General features: G+C 62.2%; 13 protein-coding genes and 1 pseudogene. 11 read left to right on the top strand and 3 right to left on the bottom strand.

Annotation, left to right across the window (positions count from 1 at the left end; translation table 11 throughout):
• The first annotated feature begins 9 nt into the window (after window positions 1-9).
• The 9 genes and pseudogenes from tagH to BLV47_RS35560 all read left to right on the top strand — a co-directional run bounded on the left by tagH (window position 10) and on the right by BLV47_RS35560 (window position 12,832).
• On the top strand, window positions 10-1,209 hold the full coding sequence (gene tagH / locus BLV47_RS18650; protein WP_092315993.1) for a type VI secretion system-associated FHA domain protein TagH: 1,200 nt from the start codon (window positions 10-12) through the stop codon (window positions 1,207-1,209).
• A 5-nt stretch (window positions 1,210-1,214) separates the two neighbouring features.
• Window positions 1,215-1,718, top strand: coding sequence for a type VI secretion system lipoprotein TssJ (gene tssJ / locus BLV47_RS18645; RefSeq protein WP_092315991.1), 504 nt, complete (start codon window positions 1,215-1,217; stop codon window positions 1,716-1,718).
• Window positions 1,715-3,046 carry a type VI secretion system baseplate subunit TssK gene (gene tssK / locus BLV47_RS18640; RefSeq protein ID WP_092315989.1) on the top strand — a complete coding sequence of 444 codons (1,332 nt, stop codon included), beginning with the start codon at window positions 1,715-1,717 and terminating at the stop codon, window positions 3,044-3,046. The genes tssJ and tssK overlap by 4 nt, the downstream gene beginning before the upstream one ends.
• Before the next feature lie 5 nt (window positions 3,047-3,051).
• Window positions 3,052-3,936, top strand: coding sequence for a type IVB secretion system protein IcmH/DotU (icmH, locus tag BLV47_RS18635; protein WP_092315987.1), 885 nt, complete (start codon window positions 3,052-3,054; stop codon window positions 3,934-3,936).
• Window positions 3,936-7,459 (top strand): annotated as a pseudogene (gene tssM / locus BLV47_RS18630) (type VI secretion system membrane subunit TssM). The gene icmH and the pseudogene tssM overlap by 1 nt, the downstream one beginning before the upstream one ends.
• A complete protein-coding gene (locus tag BLV47_RS18625) occupies window positions 7,459-8,187 on the top strand; it encodes a PP2C family protein-serine/threonine phosphatase (protein ID WP_092315985.1) in 729 nt (242 codons plus the stop codon). Before tssM ends, BLV47_RS18625 begins: the two are co-directional and overlap by 1 nt.
• Window positions 8,184-9,257, top strand: a complete 1,074-nt coding sequence (locus BLV47_RS18620; protein WP_092315983.1) for a serine/threonine-protein kinase — start codon at window positions 8,184-8,186, stop codon at window positions 9,255-9,257. The genes BLV47_RS18625 and BLV47_RS18620 overlap by 4 nt, the downstream gene beginning before the upstream one ends.
• Window positions 9,258-9,278: 21 nt before the next feature.
• The gene (tssI, locus tag BLV47_RS18615) at window positions 9,279-11,711 is read left to right on the top strand and encodes a type VI secretion system tip protein TssI/VgrG (RefSeq protein WP_092315981.1); all 2,433 of its coding nucleotides are present in this window, start codon (window positions 9,279-9,281) and stop codon (window positions 11,709-11,711) included.
• 11 nt (window positions 11,712-11,722) lie between these two features.
• Window positions 11,723-12,832, top strand: coding sequence for a peptidoglycan-binding domain-containing protein (locus BLV47_RS35560; RefSeq protein ID WP_143038286.1), 1,110 nt, complete (start codon window positions 11,723-11,725; stop codon window positions 12,830-12,832).
• A 123-nt stretch (window positions 12,833-12,955) separates the two neighbouring features.
• On the opposite strand, the gene BLV47_RS18610 is transcribed toward BLV47_RS35560, so the two are convergent.
• Window positions 12,956-14,260: an IS1380-like element ISPa33 family transposase gene (locus BLV47_RS18610; protein WP_010793081.1), complete on the bottom strand. Its 1,305-nt coding sequence runs from the start codon at window positions 14,258-14,260 to the stop codon at window positions 12,956-12,958.
• On the opposite strand from BLV47_RS18610, the gene BLV47_RS35555 reads away from it, so the two are divergent.
• Together BLV47_RS35555 and BLV47_RS18605 are read left to right on the top strand one after the other, a co-directional pair.
• The gene (locus BLV47_RS35555) at window positions 14,233-15,045 is read left to right on the top strand and encodes a hypothetical protein (protein ID WP_143038285.1); all 813 of its coding nucleotides are present in this window, start codon (window positions 14,233-14,235) and stop codon (window positions 15,043-15,045) included. The two genes, BLV47_RS18610 and BLV47_RS35555, sit on opposite strands and share 28 nt — an antisense overlap.
• A 2-nt stretch (window positions 15,046-15,047) precedes the next feature.
• The gene (locus BLV47_RS18605) at window positions 15,048-15,551 is read left to right on the top strand and encodes a hypothetical protein (RefSeq protein WP_092315979.1); all 504 of its coding nucleotides are present in this window, start codon (window positions 15,048-15,050) and stop codon (window positions 15,549-15,551) included.
• Window positions 15,552-15,632: 81 nt separating this feature from the next.
• Here the strand turns inward: BLV47_RS18605 and BLV47_RS18600 are convergent, their stop codons facing one another.
• Both BLV47_RS18600 and BLV47_RS18595 read right to left on the bottom strand, forming a co-directional pair.
• The gene (locus BLV47_RS18600; RefSeq protein ID WP_244168908.1) at window positions 15,633-15,875 is read right to left on the bottom strand and encodes a DUF3077 domain-containing protein; all 243 of its coding nucleotides are present in this window, start codon (window positions 15,873-15,875) and stop codon (window positions 15,633-15,635) included.
• Between the two features lie 401 nt (window positions 15,876-16,276).
• Window positions 16,277-17,680 carry an FAD-binding oxidoreductase gene (locus tag BLV47_RS18595; protein WP_092315975.1) on the bottom strand — a complete coding sequence of 468 codons (1,404 nt, stop codon included), beginning with the start codon at window positions 17,678-17,680 and terminating at the stop codon, window positions 16,277-16,279.
• Window positions 17,681-17,734 lie beyond the last annotated feature (54 nt).

The following is a 17,734-nucleotide window of genomic DNA, read 5'->3' as shown; positions in this document are numbered from 1 at the left end:
AGCAGCACCATGGAACTGGTTTTTGAAATGCTCGACAGCCCTCAGCACCTGCCTGCCGCAAGTGCCAGCAAGACCTTCGGCCAGGGCGGTGGGCGGATCGGCCGCGGCGCCGATTGTCACTGGGTGATTCCCGATCGCCAGCGGCATCTGTCCAATCACCACGCGCAGGTCAGCTATCGGGACGGGGCGTTCTTCCTCACCGATACCAGCAGCAACGGCATCGTCCTCAAGGACAGCGGCGCACGCCTGCCCAAGGGCACGCCGCTGCGCATCGAGCATGGCAGCACCTATGTGCTGGGGGGCTTCGTGATGCGCGCGTGGCTGTTGCCGGCGAGCGCGCCCCTGGCGCTGGACGTCGGCCGACCGCTGGCCGCGGGCAGCATCATTCCCGATGACGCCTTTCTTGATCCGGACCCGCTCAAGGTCCTGGCCATGGAGGAGCAGGGCGAGCTGACGGACGATCCTCTGGCGCTGCTCGACAGCCCGCCCCAGGCCCTGGAGCCCTTCGCCGACTATGCGCGGATCGACACCGAGCACCTGCGGGTGCCCGAACTGGTGGCGCCCGCGCCGCCCCCGCCAGCCAGCCCGGCGGCGTCGCTCCAGAGCCCTGGCGAGCCATTCTGGGAACGGTTTGCCGAAGCCCTGGGCGTTGAACTCAAGGACCTCGATCCGGCGGCCCGGGAAGCGCTGGCCATCAAGGCAGCGAGCCTGCTCAGGCAGAGTGTCGCCGGCCTGCAGCAGAGCCTGCGCACCCGCAGCGAACTGAAGAGCGAACTGCGCCTGGGCCAGACCCAGGTGCAGAGCGTTGGCAAGAACCCGCTGCGCTTTGCCCCGGACGCCAGCGAAGCCCTGGAGCGGCTGCTGCTGGACGACAAGCCCGGGCAGTTGACCGGGCCCCAGGCCATTGCCCGGGCCTTCACCGATTTGCAGGCGCATCAGGTGGCCTTGCTCGCCGCCAGCCGGGCAGCGCTGCGCAGCACCCTGGAGCACTTTTCGCCGCAGCAGCTGACCCTGCGCTTCGAGCGCGACGGCAAGCGCCCCTGGCTGGCCAGCGCCGGGCGTCACTGGCGGGCCTACACCCGTTACCACCAGCACCTGCGCCTGGACGACGACTGGAGCGAACGCCTGCTGGCCCGGGACTTTGCCCAGGCCTACGAGGAGCAGCACCGGCTGATTTGCACCCTCAACACCCACGCCCACCAAGGATGATCCCCATGCTTCGCTGCAAGGTTTTATGGATGCGCGCCGCGACCCTGCTGGCGCTGTCGCTACTCGGCGCCTGCGCCTCGATGTCGCCGTATTCGAGCCTGACCAAGCTCGACCTCAGGCTTAGCGCCAGCGACCAGTTGAACCCCGACCTCAACGGCCGACCATCACCCATCGTGGTGCGCCTGCTGGAGCTCAAGCACCCGGTGGCCTTTGAGAACGCCGATTTCTTCAGCCTCTATGAACGGGCCAAGGAGTCCCTGGCCCCGGACCTGGTGGCCAGCGAGGAGCTGGAACTGCGGCCCGGGCAGAGCCTGGAGCTCAAGCTCAGCGTCGACCGTGACAGCCGTTATGTCGGGGTACTGGCGGCCTATCGCGACCTGCCGGAAACCCGCTGGCGCTATGTGATTCCGATCACCGCGCTGGAGGTCACTCGCAGTGAGCTGATCCTCGACCAGGCGGGCATTCGCAACCCTCTGCAACCTCTGGCCCGGGCGGATGAACAGCCATGAACGAACATAAAGTCATCTGGCAGGAAGGCATGTTGCTGCGGCCCCAGCACTTTCAGCACAACGACCGCTACTTCGACCATCAGCTCAAGACCCGCACCCAGTTGCTGGGCAGCTACACCTGGGGCTTTCTCGGCCTGGAGATCGACCTGCAATACCTGAACATGGGCAAGCTGGTGATCAGCCGGGCCTCGGGGATCCTGCCGGACGGCAGTCTGTTCGCCCTGGGGGAGAGCAGCGAGCCCCTGGCCCTGGACGTGCCGGCCAACACCGGCAAGACCGCGGTGTACCTGGCGCTGCCCCTGGTCACCGGCAATCACATCGAGGCCCGGCGCGCCGAGCAGTCCGATGTGCTGGCGCGCTACATCACCTACGAAGCGCAGATCGCCGACTCCAATGCCGACGACGACTCCAGCAGCCAGATCAGTTGCGGGCGACCGGACTTCCGCCTGTTGCTGGGCGAGCAGCAGAGCGACCAGGCCTACGTCAAGCTCAAGGTCTGCGAGGTGCAGGGCAGCAACGCCGAAGGGGTGATCAGCCTCGATGAGGAGTTCTTCCCGACCTTCATCCAGACCCACGCCTCGCCTTACCTGCTGTCTTGCCTCAAGGAGGTGATCAGCATGCTCGCCCACCGTGGCGACACCATTGCCGAGCGCATCCGCTCCAATGGCAAGGTCGGTGGCGCCGAGGTCGGCGATTTCATGATGCTGCAGTTGATCAACCGCGGCGAAGTGGTGCTGCGCCACTACCTGGACCTGGAGCAGGTGCACCCGGAGGAACTGTACCGCACCTTGCTCGGCATGCTGGGCGACCTGTCGACCTTTTCCAGCGAGAGCAAGCGCCCGCGCCTGGACACCCGCTACCAGCACAGCGACCAGGGGGCGAGTTTTCGCAGCCTGATGGACGCCATTCGCCAGGTGCTGTCCATGGTCCTGGAGCAGCACGCCATGGAGCTGGCCCTGCAGGAGCGCCAGTACGGCATCCTGGTGGCGGCGCTGCACGATCACTCGCTGCTGGAGTCGGCCTCGTTCGTCCTGGCCGCCAGCGCCAACTGCGAGGCCGAAGAGTTGCGCCATCGCCTGCCGGCGCACCTCAAGGTCGGCCCGGTGGAGAACATCCGCCAGCTGGTCAACCTGCACCTGCCGGGGATCAAGGTCAAACCGCTGTCGGTGGCGCCGCGACAGATCCCGTTCCACTCCAGCAAGACCTATTTCATCCTCGAATTCAGCCCCCAGGAGCTGAGCCAACTGGAGCGCTCCGGGGGCTTTGCCTTCCACGTTTCCGGGGAGTTCTCCGAGCTTGAGCTGAAATTCTGGGCCATCAGGAACTGACTGCCATGACCAAGGACAGTGAATACCCGCAGGACGACAAGACCGTCCTCGTCGATCGCCACGAGCCCCACGCCGGCACCGGCCCGCTGACGGACGCCGCCGCGCCGCTGCGCATCGAGCAACTGGAGCAGCGGATGATCTATGCCGCGCGCCTGCAACCGGCCCAGGCCTTCAACGTCAGCCTCAACGCCCTGGTGGCCGCGGCGTCCGAGCTGCTTTCGCAAGTGGTGCGGCTCAAGCACAGCGTGGTGCGCGAAGACCTGGACGCGCTCAACCAGCAACTGAGCGCCGCCATCCGGCGTTTCGAGGCCCGGGCGCTGCACGACGGCGCCGAGGCCGGCCAGGTGCGCAGCGCCCGTTATGTGCTGTGCACGGTGGCGGACGAGGCGGTGGTGAGCACCCCCTGGGGCAATGAAAGCCAGTGGTCGCAGATGAGCCTGCTGAGCAGCTTTCACAACGAGACGTTCGGCGGCGAAAAGGTCTTCCAGTTGCTGGAGCAACTGACCCGCAATCCGCTGCGCCACTTGCCGATGCTGGAGCTCATCTACCTGTGCCTGTCCCTGGGGTTCGAGGGCAAGTACCGGGTCGCGCCCCGCGGCATGCTCGAACTGGAAGGCATCCGCGATGCCCTGTACCGGCAGATCCGCCAGTTGCGCGGCGACGTTCCCCGGGAGCTGTCGCCGCAGTGGCAGGGCTTTGGCGATCAGCGCCCGGACCTGGTGCGGATCGTGCCCTGGTGGACGGTGGCGTTGTTCACCCTGGTGAGCCTGGCGGTGATGTATTCGGGGTTCGCCTGGGTTCTGGCGCAGCAGCGCGAGAGCGTGCTGCAACCTTATCGTCAGCTTGATTCGGCGGCCTCGGTCAACGCGCCGCAAGACGGGAAACTGTGATGAAGACTCTGTTGAAGAAAGTCGGCCTGTTCCTCGCCAGGACCTGGGTCTGGACCCTGCTACTGGTGTTGTTGATGGCGTTGCTGGTGTGGTTCGTCGGGCCCTTGCTGGCGGTGGACGACTATCGGTTCTGGGCCAGCACCACCGCGCGGCTGTTGACCATCAGCGGCTTGTGCCTGATCTGGGGCCTGGGCATGGTGTTCGCCAACTGGCGCGCCGGGGTGCGCAAGAGCGCCCTGGAGGACAGCGAGGAAGGCCGGCAAAGCCTGGAACGCGAACAACGCATGGATGACGAGGAGAAAGAGCTGCGCAGTCGCTTCAAGGATGCGCTGCGTACCCTCAAGACCTCCAGCCTGTATCGTGGCCGCAGCGAGCGCTGGCGCCAGGACCTGCCCTGGTACCTGCTGCTCGGGCCCCAGGGGGGGGCAAGACCAGCCTGCTGGATTTTTCCGGGCTGGAATTTCCCCTCAATCGCATCGACCGCAAACTGACCCGCGACACCCAGGGCAGCGTCCATTGCGACTGGTACTTCGCTGAACACGGGGTGCTGATCGATACGGCCGGGCGTTACCTGACCCAGCCCGATCCCGAGGCCGACAGCCACGCCTGGAGCACCTTGCTCGGCCTGCTGCGCAGCCGTCGGCGCAATCGGCCGCTCAATGGCGTGCTCCTGGCCCTGCCGGTGGAAGTGTTGCAGGGCGGCGACGAGCAGGCCCTGGAGCTGTTGGCGCGCCAGGTGCGCAGTCGCCTGCAGGAGGTGCGGCAAAAATTGCACGTGGAGGTGCCGGTGTACCTGGTGCTGAGCAAGGCCGACCAACTGCTGGGGTTCGACGAGTTCTTCGATCAGCTGAGCCGCGAAGAGAGCGAGCAGGTACTGGGGGTCAGCTTCCGTCGCGAGCAGGACGGCACCGATGTGGCGGTACTGCGCGAGGAGTTCGAAGACCTGCTGCGGCGCCTCAACAGCCAGATGATCATGCGCATGCACCAGGAGCGCGACACCCAGCGACGCGGGCGGATACTCGACTTTCCCCACCAGTTGGGACTGATCGGCGAGCGCCTGTGCCTGTTCGTCGACATGGCCTTCACCGGTAACCGCTACCAGCGCGCCAGCCTGTTGCGCGGCTTCTACCTCACCAGTGCGCCGCACCTGAGCCAGTCGCTGGACCCCGACACGGCCGGGATCGGCGCCAACCTGGGCCTGCCCAGCAGCCTGTTGCCGAACCTGCACAGCGGGCGCGCGCGATTCATTCATCACCTGCTCAGTCAGGTGATCTTTCCCGAAGCCGAACTGGCGGGCCTGGAGAAGGGCGAGCGCCGGCGCATCGACTGGGGCCAGCGTGCCCTCTATCTGGGGGCGCTGGGTTCCCTGGGCCTATTCGGGCTGGTATGGGCCAGTGGTTTTTCCGCCAACCATGGCCGCCTGGAGCAATTGCGCGAGCTGGCTCGGGAATGGACCCTGCAACGCGCCACCTTGAGTGCTCAAAGCGACGCCATGGCGGCGCTCAAGAGCCTGGACCTGAGCGAGCAGGCGACCCGGGTGTTCCCGCCCAAGGGCCAGGTGTCGCTGCATGAGCGCGCCGGCCTGTATCAGGGCGAGGCCAGCAACCCGTTGCTGCGCGCGACCTATGAGCGCGAGCTGCAAGCCCAACTGCTGCCGCGGGTGGCGCAGATGCTCGAAGGGCAGATCCGCAGCAACCTCAAGGACCGGGAGCGCCTGCTCAACAGCCTGCGCGCCTACCTGATGCTGAACCTCAAGGAGCGCCGCGATCCCAGTTGGCTGCGCGACTGGGTAGCGTCCGACTGGTCGCGGCGCTACCCCGGCAACAGCGCGGTGCAGAACGGCCTCAACCGGCACTTCGAGCGCCTGTTGCAGCAACCCTTCAGCTACCCGCTCAATGAGCCGCTGGTGGCCCAGGCCCGCCAGGTGCTGCGCAGCGAGTCGCTGGCCGACGTGATCTACCGGGTGCTGCGCGAGCAGGCCCGGAGCCTGCCGGACTATCGCCTGAGCCAGCACCTGGGGCCCCAGGGCCACTTGCTGCTGGGCGCCGACTATGTGATCCCGGGCTTCTACACCCAGCAGGGCTACCAGCAGTATTTCTCGGTCCAGGGCGCCAGCCTGGTGAGCGACATCCTCCAGGACAACTGGGTGCTGGGGGAGGGCAGCGACATCAGCGGCATGGACCTGCGCCAGCTGATGGTCAAGCTGGAGCAGCTGTACTTTCGCGACTACGCCAACCACTGGGGCGAGGCGGTGGGCCGGGTGGCTCTGCAGCCGATCCAGGATGCCGGTGAAGGGGCCGAGCAAGTGGCCGGCCTGACCTCGGCCAACTCGCCGATCCTGCAACTGCTGGTGGAAGTGCGCGACAACACCCGTTTCCCGGTGCTGGCCGAGCCCGGCGATGAGCTGAGCGAGGCCGCTGACAAGCTGGTCGGTGGCGGCGCCTTGGGCAAGGTCGCGGCGGCGGCCGCGGGCAAGGCCCAGGACGGGTTGCTGAAAAAGCTCCCGGACACCGCGCGCAAATCCCTGCAAAGCCGCTTCGAGCCATTGCACCGCTTGCTCGACGACAACAACGGCCCCACCGCGGACCTGGCTCCGGCCCTGCAGGCACTCAACGAACTGCAGTTGCAACTGGCGTTTTTGGCCCGCTCCGGCAACCCCGAACAGGCGGCCTTTGAAATGGCCAAGACCCGCATGAGCGGCCAGCGCGATGCCCTGAGCACCCTGCGCACCAGTTCCGGGCGCCTGCCGCGGCCGGTCAGCGCCTGGTTCAACCTGCTGGCCGAAGACACCTGGCGCCTGGTGCTCAACGACGCCTACCACTACCTCAACCAGCGTTATCAGGGCGAGCTCTACGGCTTCTACGGCAAGGCCATCCACAAGCGCTACCCGTTCGATGCCCACAGCAGCAGCGAGGTGGCCATTGGCGACTTCCGCGAGTTCTTCAAGGCCCAGGGCCTGGCCGAGCGCTTCTTCGACACCTACCTGCGGCCCTTCGTGGTGGGCGATCCGGGCAATTACCGGCTGCGCAACGTCGACGGCTACAGCCTGCCGGTGTCCCGGGTCTACCTGGACCAGATGGCCGCGGCCCAGGTCATCCGCCAGAGCTTCTTCGCCGAGAACCCCGCCGAGCCCCAGGTGCAGTTCCGCCTGGAGCCCTACACCCTGGACCCCAGTGTCAGCCGCGCCGAGTTCCGCTTCGGCAACCAGCAGTTCGAGTACCGCCACGGTCCGATCGTGCCCATGGCCTTCAAATGGCCCACCGATGCGGAAAACGGCCGCACCAGTCTGATCCTGGAAAAACTCGCCGGGCGGCCCATCGGCATCGAGAAGAACAGCGGTCCCTGGTCACTGTTCCGCCTGTTCGACCTGATGCAGAACGAATACCTGAGCGGACGTGACGTGATGGTGATCAAGGCCGACCTGGGCGGACTGCGGGCCAACTACCTGCTGCACAGCCAGCGCACCCCCAACCCGTTCGACATGGGCGTGCTGCGCAGCTTCCGCCTGCCGGTGCAGCTCTGATGAACGTTGCCGGGGCCTGGCGCAGCGCGGCCCGTACCGACCCGGGCAAGGTTCGCCGGCGCAACGAGGACGCCTTCCTCGACTGCCCGGAGCGCGGCCTGTGGGTGGTGGCCGACGGCATGGGCGGGCACCAGGGCGGCGACATCGCCAGCCGGCTGATCGTCAGCAGCCTCGCCGAGCTGCCGGCTGAGGAGGGCTTCGAGGCCCGCCTGGCCAGCGTGCGCCAGTGCCTGCACTGGCTCAACCGGCGCCTGGGCCAGGAGCTGACGGTCACCGCCGGACGGCGCGACAGCATCATGGGCAGCACCGTGGTCGCGCTGTTGCTGCAGGGCGATCGCGCCGCCTGCATCTGGGCCGGTGACAGCCGCTGCTACCTGTGGCGCGAACAGCGTCTGTACCAGCTGTCCCGGGACCATTCGCTGATGCAGAAACTCATCGACGAGCAGCAGATGAGTGTCGAGCAGGCCCGCGCGCACCCGGCCGCTAACGCCCTGACCCGGGCGGTGGGCGCCAGCGAGCGCCTGAGCCTGGAAGTGCTGGAACTGCAGGTCTATCCCGACGACGTGTTCCTGCTGTGCAGCGACGGCCTGTACCAGGATCTGACCCGCAACGCCCTGTGCCGCGCCCTGAGCCTGGCGGCGCCGCAGGTGGCCTTGCAGCGTTTGTTCGAGGACGCGCTGGACGGCGAGGCGCGGGACAACCTGACCGCCGTGGTGGTGCGCCAATGAACCTGTCGCTGTTGCACCCGCATTCACCCTCGCCGGCGCCGGGCGAACTGACCCGGGTGGTCGCGGCGGCGGCAACGCAGCAGCGGCCGGTCAAGGGGCGCGGCAAGGGCTCCAAGGGCCGCGGCAAGGCCCGGGGCGGCGGCAAGCGGCGCTTGCCGACAGCGCCGGTGCTCAAGGTGCTCGATCCCCTGGGCGGGCTGCCCCGGCTGCTGGCCGGCCGCTACCGCCTGGAACGCTTGCTCGGTGCCGGCGGCATGGGCGTGGTGTACCGCGCCCGGGACCTGCTGCATGAACAGTTCGGCGACCCCGAACCCTATGTGGCCGTGAAGCTGCTCAGCGAAGCCTTCGCCGACGCGCCGGATGCCAGCGCCTTGCTCTACAGCGAGTTTGCCCTGACCCGGCGCCTGCACCATCGGCACATCGTGCGCATGCACAGCTTCGACGTGGACACCGGGCATGCCTGCGCCTTTATCACCATGGAGCAACTGCACGGCATGCCCCTGGACCAATTGCTCTGCCAGTGGCCCCTGGGTCTGCCCTGGGCGCAGTCGCGCGAGGTGATTCCGGCCTTGCTGGATGCCCTTGCTTACTGCCATGGCCTCGGGGTGCTGCACGGCGACCTCAAGCCCGGCAACCTGATGCTCGGCGACGACGGCCTGCGCCTCTTCGACTTCGGCCTGAGCCGCGCCGCCCAGGGCCTGTTGCCGGGCCTGCCAGGGCTCAACCGCCAGCGTTTCGACGCCTGGACCCCCAGCTACGCCGCCCCGGAACTGCTGGAAGGCGCGCCGCTGTCGGCGGCGGCCGATCTGTTCGCCGCCGCTTGCGTGATCCACGAGCTGGTCAGCGGCCAGCACCCTTATCGCCGCCTGCCCTCGACCCAGGCCCGGGACCAGCAGCTGGACCTGCAACTGCAACGCCCGCGCCAACTGCCGGGGCACTGCTGGCCGGCGCTGCGCACGGCCCTGGCGCTGAATGCCGCGGAGCGGGCCATCGGCGTCGAGGAGCTGCGGGATGCCTTTGCCCCCAGGGGCGGCTGGCTGGGCGGCTGGTTGCAGCGGCGTGAACCATGAACAGCGAACAAGGAGCAGCACATGTTCAACTCGGCCAGTGAAACCCACTTCAGCCTGAGCGTCGAAGACTTTGCCAATGACTTACAGGTGCTCGGATTCAAGGGCACCGAAGGCATCAGCCAGCCCTTTCGCTTCGACCTGCAGCTGGTCAGCGACAACCCGGCCCTGGACCTGGAAGGGCTGCTGCACAAACAGGCGTTTCTCGCCTTCGACCCCCAGGGCCATGGCATTCATGGCCAGATCCGCCGCGTGGCCCAGGGCGATTCTGGCAAGCGCCTGACCCATTACCAGCTGTCCCTGGTGCCGCGTCTGGATTACCTGCGCCACCGCAGCAACCAGCGAATCTTCCAGCAGCTCTCGGCGCCGGCCATCATCGCCGCGATTCTCGAAGAACACGGCATCCTCGCCGATGCCTATCGGTTCCAGATCGAGCATCCATGCCCGGAACGCGACTACTGCGTGCAGTACGACGAGAGCGACCTGCACTTCATCCAGCGCCTGTGCGAAGAAGAAGGCCTGCACTACCACTTCCAGCACAGCCGTGGCGGCCACCTGCTGGTGTTTGCCGACAACCAGACCGCGTTCCCCAAGCTCGGCAGGCCCACCGACTACGTGCGCGGCAGCGGGCTGGTGGCCGACGCGCCGGTGATCAAGGGCTTCGAAGTGCGCCTGGCGTCGCGCACCAGCCGCACCAGCCGCCGCGATTACGACTTCGAGAAACCGCGCCTGCAACTGGAGGCCGCCTACCGGCCCGAGGCCCGGAGTCCGCAACCGGACCTGGAAGACTATGACTACCCCGGACGCTTCACTGACCGCCAGCGTGGCAAGTTGCTCAGCCAGCGCGCCCTGGAGCGCCACCGCGCCGACTATCGGCAGGCCGAGGGCTGGGGCGATGAACCACGGCTGGTCAGCGGGCATTTCCTGCAATTGTCCGAGCACCCGCGCAGGCAATGGAACGACCTCTGGCTGCTGACCCAGGTGACCCACGAAGGCAAGCAGCCCCAGGTGCTGGAAGAGTCCATTACCAGCGATACCCGGGCCGAGGACGGTTTCCAGCAGGGCTACCGCAACCGCTTTCTGGCCACCCCCTGGGACGTGTTCTACCGCGCGCCGCTCAAGCACCCCAAACCCCGGGTGCTGGGCAGCCAGACCGCGGTGGTCACCGGCCCGGCCGGGGAGGAAATCCACTGCGATCAGTACGGCCGGGTCAAGGTGCAGTTTCATTGGGACCGCGAGGGCCAGGGCGACGACAAGAGCAGCTGCTGGCTGCGGGTGGCTTCCGGCTGGGCCGGCGACCGCTACGGCGCCCTGGTCATCCCGCGCATCGGCATGGAAGTGCTGGTGAGCTTCCTCGAAGGCGACCCCGACCAGCCCCTGGTCAGCGGCTGCCTGTACCACAAGGAACACGAGGTGCCCTACGCGCTGCCCGCGCACAAGACCCGCAGCGTATTCAAGAGCCTGAGCTCGCCGGGCGGCGGCGGTTTCAACGAACTGCGCATCGAAGACAAAAAAGGCGCCGAACAGATCTTCGTCCACGCCCAGCGCGACTGGGATGAAAACATCCAGCACGACCAGAAGATCCTTGTTGGCAACGAGCGCCACGACACGGTCGAGCACCACGTCTACAGCGAATTCAAGGCCGAGGAACACCGCACCACCCACGGCGCGCGCAAGACCGAAATCCGCGCCGACGACCACCTCACCGTGGCCGACACCCAGCACATCAAGCTCGGCGTGGCGCAACTGACCCAGGCCGGGCAGGAAATCCACCTCAAGGCCGGGGACAAGATCGTCATCGAGGCGGCCCTGGAAATGACCCTCAAGGCCGGCGGTAGCTTTATCAAGCTCGACCCCGGCGGCGTGACGATCGTCGGGCCGCTGGTGAAACAGAACGCCGGCGGCGCCCCGGGCAGTGGCAGCGGGATTGCCATCAAGGAGCCGCTGCAGCCGGGGGCGGCGGATCGGGATAAGGCGGGGAATTTGATGGAGAAGGCGTTGGTGAATGCGCCGCAACCCTCACCATTAGAAAACCTTCGCAAAAGCTTTCGAATTCAAATGAAACGCCCCTATGACAAGAAAGGAATCTCTGGACAGCCTTATATATTGGAAGCCGATGGTGTGACTTATAAGGGAACAACATCTGCTGATGGATTTGTAGATCAACCTGTTCCGCTAAAGGCTAAAAAAGGAAAGTTAACCTTCTACGCATTTGGGATTGAGGCACAACCGTGGGTATGGGATCTCGATCTAAGCTCGCAACCAGTTGCATCGGATGTCAAGGGGCTTCAGTCACGGCTGAAAAACCTCGGTTTTTATCATGGAAAAGTTGATGGTGAAAACGGTCCAAAAACAAAGTATGCCACTCGCTGCTTCCATCGTTCATGTGAGCTGACAGATAAAGACTACCTGTCTCTGAATGATGTAAAACGGTTGGAAGAACAACATCTTGCGTAAGGAAATTAGTGATGAACTATGGGGGCTTTGATCTTTTTTTTGGAGATCATGATGGTAAGCCAGCGCAGAATTTACCTCCGCGATGGGGAGGCGTGGACAATCCGAACCTTTCCAATATTTCTGCTGAAACAGCTATTTCACCTTCAGGTAATAGTGCGGCTTTAGCTATTTATGAGCATGTAAGAAAGCTTCAGGAGGATTTGGCTTTTTTAGGGTTCTCTGTAGTTGGAAAGCCAGACGGCGCGTTTGGGGTTCGTACTGGTTGGGGTGTTAGAGAGTTTCAAATTTACGCCTCCATGGCTCAAGTAGCATGTGTTAGGCAAGATAAAAAGGGCTTGCTCTTATTAGATCAAACTGGCTCTCCTGTAAAGGTAGATAATTTAGACGTATATTTTGATAGTTCGGCAGCGATTTTGGCCAAAGCAGGAAAAGCAGCAGTTGTGGGCGGAACAACCGCAGGTCCGGTCAGTTACTATGTCGATAGTTTGCAGTCAGTTGCTAACTCGGCTCGGTACTCTGGCCCTATAAGTGGGGTTATGAATGCACAAACCAGATTGGCGATAGATCACTGGCTGGAGAATGACTATAGATGTCCGGTAGTCCTTGAGGCTTGGAAAATGGTCCATGGCGTCAGGAATGATATTGCTGCTTCCGGATGCAATATTTGGGCGCATGATAGCTTTACTGAGGGGGCGCCGAGAGTTTTTGTTAGAGATTTTTCAAGTTATTTTGATTTTCCTGCTGGGCGAGCGCAAAACCATTATCATGTTGTAGGTTATTACGAGTCTCGAGGTTTTGGTGGACCTAATGCGAGTAAAGGACATAGTTGGTCGCCAGAGGCTGAAATGACGGTGCAGAATATAACCGGCTCACCAGTCAATTTCACACAACTTAATAGTCCGGCCCTATCAACTTATCGTACTGTTCGAGTGGTGGCTGAAGCAGAATGTTTTGGACGTTTTGATGTGCTCAATGCATGGGACAATGCACTCGTGTCTGCAGGTCCATGCCACTGGACTATGGGGTTGTTCGATAGTGGTAAATACGGGAGGGGTGAGTTTGTTGGTTTTATTTCTTACCTAACCCGGATTTCTCATGAGGCCGGCAGGCGTGGCCGGTGAAGCCTCGGTGTATCAACAACCTGCCTTCCACCGCTAAAAATTGATCGTTTTTTATTCAATTCCCGCGTATGGGGCGCACTGCCCCCTTTCCCCCATTGAGCCGGGCCGGGGGCGCCCGCCTGTTCAGGTCGGCTTGAGGCGGGCAACCAGCCCCGCAAAGAGTTCCTGATGCGGATAGGCCTCGCTGATCAGCACGCGGATGCGCCGGCTGTTGCGAATGATCACCGCACCGATCTTGAGCAGTTTCAAGCGCAGGTTATGGATGCTCATGCGCGCCAATGCGGTGCCCTGGAGATGATCGCGTAGCCGTTCGAACAGCACATAGGCAAAGGCCGACAGCATCAGCCGCCACTGGTTGGTCCACCAGCGTGGGCTGGAGGTGCGGTCGGCGAACAGATCCAACTGTTGGTCCTTGATCCGATTCTCCATGTCGCCACGGCCGCAGTAGTCTTCGTAGTACTGCTGGGCAGCATCCTCGGCAAAGCGGGACACGACGATGAAGCGTGGATTGGCACCCTGCTCGCCATGTTCCAGGCGCGACACGACCAGGCGGCGCCTACGCCAACTACCGGCCTGATAGAGGAAGCGATACACGCCGGACATCTTCTGCCCGGTTTCTTGGTAGGCCTCGGCGACAGCTTGCATGGCCGGCGCCGCCATCCGCTGCAGGCGGGTGTTGCGGGCCAGACCCACCACATAATCCACCTGCTTGCGGTCACACCAGTCGAGCATGCGATGTCGGCAAAAACCGCCGTCACCGCGGAACACGATGCGGGTCTCTGGCCAGAAGCGGCGAATGAACTTGACCAGCAGTGCCAGGATGGCCCAACTGTGTCGGGCGCCATCGATGTTGCTCGGGCGCAAATAGCTCACCAGCAGATGGCGACCACAGAACACATAGAGCGGCAGGAAGCAGTAATGGTCGTAATAGCCATGGAAGAAGCGCCCTTCCTGATCACCATGCACCGGCACATCGGTCGCATCGAAGTCGAGCACGATCTCAGCCGGCGCCTGGTCATGCTGGGCGATGAAGTGCTCCCACAGCAGGCGATGGGCTTGCACCACCGTTTCGCGATCGGCTTGCTGTTCCAGGCGCCCCAGAGTGGATTTGCCGGCCAGCGGTTGCAGGCGGTTGACCGCAGTCTGCAGCGCGTAGTCATGGCGCAGGCCGTCATGATCGTTGAGATCCTCGTAGCCGGCGGCCAGTGCATAGATACGCTGGGCGAGCAGTGTCTGCAGTCCATGCTGGACACGCCCAGGATCACGCCGATCGGGAACGATTTTGGCCAGGCGGCGGGTCAAGCCATGTTGCCGGTCGACCTCGCGCAGCAGCAACAAGCCCGCATCCGAGGTGATGTGACCACCGGTGAAAGAGGCCTCGACGAGGCGGCGAGAGAGGGGTGAAAAGTGGAGTTTTTCTGGTAGCATTTTGTGCGCGGCTGAAGACTTATGGGGCTTTGTTTGGCGACAAGAATCATAAGGCTTTCAGCCGTTTTTGTTTATGCGGTCATGAGAAATCCGGGCTAAAGCAAAGAAATAACGAAATTTTTAGAAAGGTCTTTGGTGATTTTGGGCTTTATCCAAAATATGATTGGGGGGATTCGAGGTTGTATGTTGAGGATCTGAAAACATATTCTGGATGGGTGAGGTTAACAAATGACACATATGTTCCTGTTCAGCAGGTACATGCCGAGAGTGAATTTAATGATTTGCTGAGAACTAAAGAGGAAGCCCATTACTTAAAAACTTGGCATTGGTTTTATCGGCTGAGCATGGCAGGTCGAACCTTATCGGGCTATAGGGAGGCGATGTGGTCTATGGCCAAAGTCAGGGTTAGGGATCTTTTGACTAAGGAGGTTCAGTTTCGTGTTGGCGCTACGACTATAATTAGTACGCTGGGTAGCGTTTTTACCTCAGAGAAGAGTGTTGCAATACTTTTGAGATGGCATGTATATCGGCCGTCACATGTGGTTCATGATGACTATCAGAGAATCGTGCCAATCATTCAGCAAACAATAAATGAAACAGCTACGGTGAATTGGCAATTGCCGGTATCAAACTGGGGTGATGCACATGAAGCTGCCTTGTCTAGAGGGCTTCTATCTGCGGCCGCAGCTGTAAACTCCACTATAACGACCAGCATAGCTTTTGGTTCTACCCAGCCCCAGGGAGCAGTCCGAACTGGTCGTAATACCTTTATTCTGGATGAGTGAATATGAAATATATCCTAGCTCTTTTTCTGCTTTTACCGATTGCTTGTGCCGCAGCAGTAGAAGTTTGTGATGCCAGTGGTCCCAAACATTTTATTTCACAGTGGGCAGAAGATGTTGATCCTGTTCAGGTTCTTTCAAGAGTTGATGGGGTGAAGTTCTCTGTTCAAGAAGGTAGGGTTGTCTATAATGATGATCTTAATGGCGATGGGGTGAGGGACTTTATTTTTTCTTATTCTGGTAGTGAGGGGTCAAGTAAGGACAGGGTTTATGGTTTCTTTATTCAGTGTCGAGGGTATTTGAAATTTGTTGGTGGAGACTATTTTGCAGGCGTTAAGGTTTTAGATGTCTCCCCTGGTGGTGAAAATAAATATAAAGATATAGAGGTGTACTTCTATCAGAGAGATAAGGATGGGAATGTTGTATATAAGGGGGAGGGGGCGGTGACTAAGTCGTATGTGTGGAGCTTCAATCACGGCGCTCAGAGGTATGAAGGTGCGCTCGAATAACTCTTTGTGGTTTGTGTCTGAAAGAGAAACCGCTGCTTGTGAAGATAAATAATTAGTGGTTTATCTTTTTGGTATGCGTTATTAATTTAATCTCGACTCTGGTATGCCATTGGAAACATCATCGATAATGGCTTTGCCCATCTCGCATAGATAGTAGGCGGGCCAAGCATAACGCTTTCCTTGCTTTTCCATTGCAGCATCGAGCATGAGCTTTTTGGTGTAGTAGAACAGATTGGTAGCATGTTCCAGGGCTTCCCGAGCTGGAATATCCGGATTGACCTTGAACAGGTTTTGTTCTTTGTCGCCGCACTGGGTGAAGGTCACGATGCCAATGGTTTTGACTGAGGCAGTACTCCGTTTACTGGGTTATAGGCGCCACTTTGTTACCAAACGAATGGGTGGCAGCTGTACGCAGGTTGGTAAACCGGGGTAAACGAGCCCGGCAGACCCGAAGGCCTCCCGCGCACAGCCGCCATAACAAAGATGCAGGCACTAAAAAAACGCCGGCATGCGTTATGAGGGCGCTTATGCGCCGTTTACTCTCCGGGTTACCAAGCCGGCCGCTGATTGTGCAGCGGCGGGCGAAGGACTGCGGTCGGGGTGATCCGCTGCAACGGCGTTGGCGCGCTATTGTATGACGCCTTGTGTGTGCAGGCGTTTACCGCCGACGCGGGTGCTGGCTCTTCAACCAATTTCCATCGAACCCTGTCCTGGCACTCAAGCCCTCAAGGCCGCGCCCCCACCCCATACGCATCCCACAACTTATTGCGGAACTTGTTCTGCGGATCGACCCGGGCTTTCAACGCGAGAAATTCCCCCGCCCTTGGATAGGCCGCGCGAAACTGCTGCGCCGTGGCGTGGATCTGGTACGGCAGGTAGTAGCTGCCGCCGTGCTGGATGGCGCTGTCCACCAGGGCGCGGGTCCATTCGCCGACTTTCTCCCGTTCCTCTGGCGCGGTGCTCTGCTGGTAGTACAGCACCAGGGCGAACACCTCGGTCTTGGCCCAGGCCAGCAGGGTGCCGGGGTCGGCCTTGGCGTGGCGGATCGACAGGTTGATCACGTTGACGTTATGCGCTCTCAAGGTCGTGCCCATTTCTTGGACGAAGCTCTCCAACTGCTCGGGGGGCACGAAGTATTCCTGCAGCACGTAGGTGCGCTTGGCCCGGGACTCGGGCTCCAGTTCGCGCACGTCGAGGCTGGCTTCGTGGTTGCGCCACGATACTTGCGGCTTTTTCAGCACCAGGGGGTCGATCACCTCCTGGCGCAGGGTCTTGCCGCCGGGCCACTGGCTCACCACTTTCAGGGCTTTCTGTTCTTTCCAGTAGTTCTGGTCCAGGGGCGTGAGGCGTTCCTTGACCGTGACCGGCAGCTCGGTCTGGCTGTAGGAGACGGCGCGCAGGGTCTGGTACCGGTCGGGGTAGAGCACGGCGTTGTGCAGGATGACCTTGGGGTCGTCATGGATGCGGGCCTGGAAGTAGGGGCGGTAGGCGCCCAGGGGCATTTCCTCGACGCTGCGCAGCAGGCGCACGTTGTCGCTCAGTTGCAAGGTGGCCTGGACGATCACCCCCAGGCCGCCGTAGCCGCCGATGGCGCCGTAGAACAGTTCGCTGTTGTGCTGCGGGCTGGCGTCCACCACTTGGCCGTCGGCCAGCACCAGCTTGATGGCTTTCACCGAGCTCACCAGCGGGCCGTAGCCGATGTAGCGACCATGGGCGTTGACGCTCAGGGCGCCGCCGACGGTGAAGTTGGCATAGCTCTGCATGATGCTCACGGACAGGTCGTGGGGGTCGATGTAGTCCTGCACGGCGCGCCAGGTGATGCCCGGCTGCACGGTGATTTCCTTGCGTTCTTTGGAGAAGTCGAGCACCCGGTTGAAGCCGCGCATGTCGATCTGCAGCGCGTGCTCGGTGGCGGTCTGGCCGCCCATGCTGTAGCGCCCGCCGCCTATGGCGATGGGCCCGGGGTGTTCGGCCACCTGCTGGACGATCTGCTCCAGGGTGCTGGGGCGCACCACCTGATCGACCACGATGGGGTTGAGCTGGGTGATGTCGTTGACGGTTTCTGCGGCGTGGGTGGTGAGTGCGTGGCTGAGCGCCGCGCATAAAAACAGGCCGATCGCGAATCTCATTCGCCGTGTCCATCCCTGGTGGTGGCGCGCCGCCGGAGGGGCGCAAATGGCCGC

Origin of the sequence: Pseudomonas saponiphila (genome assembly GCF_900105185.1) — a bacterium.
GTDB lineage: Bacteria > Pseudomonadota > Gammaproteobacteria > Pseudomonadales > Pseudomonadaceae > Aquipseudomonas > Aquipseudomonas saponiphila.
This window is presented reverse-complemented; position numbering and strand designations above follow the sequence as displayed.